This window comes from Actinoplanes sp. NPDC000266 (assembly GCF_042899005.1).
GTDB lineage: Bacteria > Actinomycetota > Actinomycetes > Mycobacteriales > Micromonosporaceae > Actinoplanes.
Window position 1 is genome coordinate 1 of the sequence record NZ_JBIAZI010000039.1, and the last position, 1,087, is coordinate 1,087.

The following is a 1,087-nucleotide window of genomic DNA, read 5'->3' on the forward strand; positions in this document are numbered from 1 at the left end:
GCGGATGTATTGTGTGAATGCCACAGCTTCGGCGGTGTGCTTGAGCCCCGCTACATTGTCGGCGCGGAACCACTTGACCAGTGAGCTATTACGCACTCTTTAAAGGATGGCTGCTTCTAAGCCAACCTCCTGGTTGTCTAAGCGATCCCACATCCTTTTCCACTTAGCACACGCTTAGGGGCCTTAGCTGGTGATCTGGGCTGTTTCCCTCTCGACTACGAAGCTTATCCCCCGCAGTCTCACTGCCGCGCTCTCACTTACCGGCATTCGGAGTTTAGCTGATTTCGGTAAGCTTGTAGGCCCCCTAGACCATCCAGTGCTCTACCTCCGGCAAGAAACACACGACGCTGCACCTAAATGCATTTCGGGGAGAACCAGCTATCACGGAGTTTGATTGGCCTTTCACCCCTAACCACAGGTCATCCCCCAACTTTTCAACGTTGGTGGGTTCGGTCCTCCACGCAGTCTTACCCACGCTTCAACCTGCCCATGGCTAGATCACCCCGCTTCGGGTCTAGAACATGCGACTAAAACGCCCTCTTCAGACTCGCTTTCGCTACGGCTACCCCACACAGGTTAACCTCGCCACATGCCACTAACTCGCAGGCTCATTCTTCAAAAGGCACGCCATCACCCTTTAACAAGCTCTGACGGATTGTAGGCGAACGGTTTCAGGTACTATTTCACTCCCCTCCCGGGGTACTTTTCACCATTCCCTCACGGTACTCGTCCGCTATCGGTCACCAGGAAGTATTCAGCCTTACCAGGTGGTCCTGGCAGATTCACAGCAGATTCTAGGAGTCCGCTGCTACTCGGGTGCTGTTCAAGAAGGTCATGGACTTTCACTTACGGGGCTCTCACCCTCTACGGCCGGCTTTCCCACACCGTTCAACTAACCCATGACTTTGTAACTTCTCCAAGGAGTGTCAGCCCCTCGACGAACAGTCCCACAACCCCGACGGCGCAACCCCTGACAGGTATCACACACCGCTGGTTTAGGCTCGATCCGCTTTCGCTCGCCACTACTCACGGAATCACATGTTGTTTTCTCTTCCTACGGGTACTGAGATGTTTCACTTCCCCGCGT

The 1,087-nt window shown here is 54.4% G+C and carries 1 rRNA gene; it reads right to left on the reverse strand.

The window, feature by feature from the left end:
* Nucleotides 1-1,087 (reverse strand): 23S ribosomal RNA (locus tag ACFY36_RS51905); the annotation flags it as partial.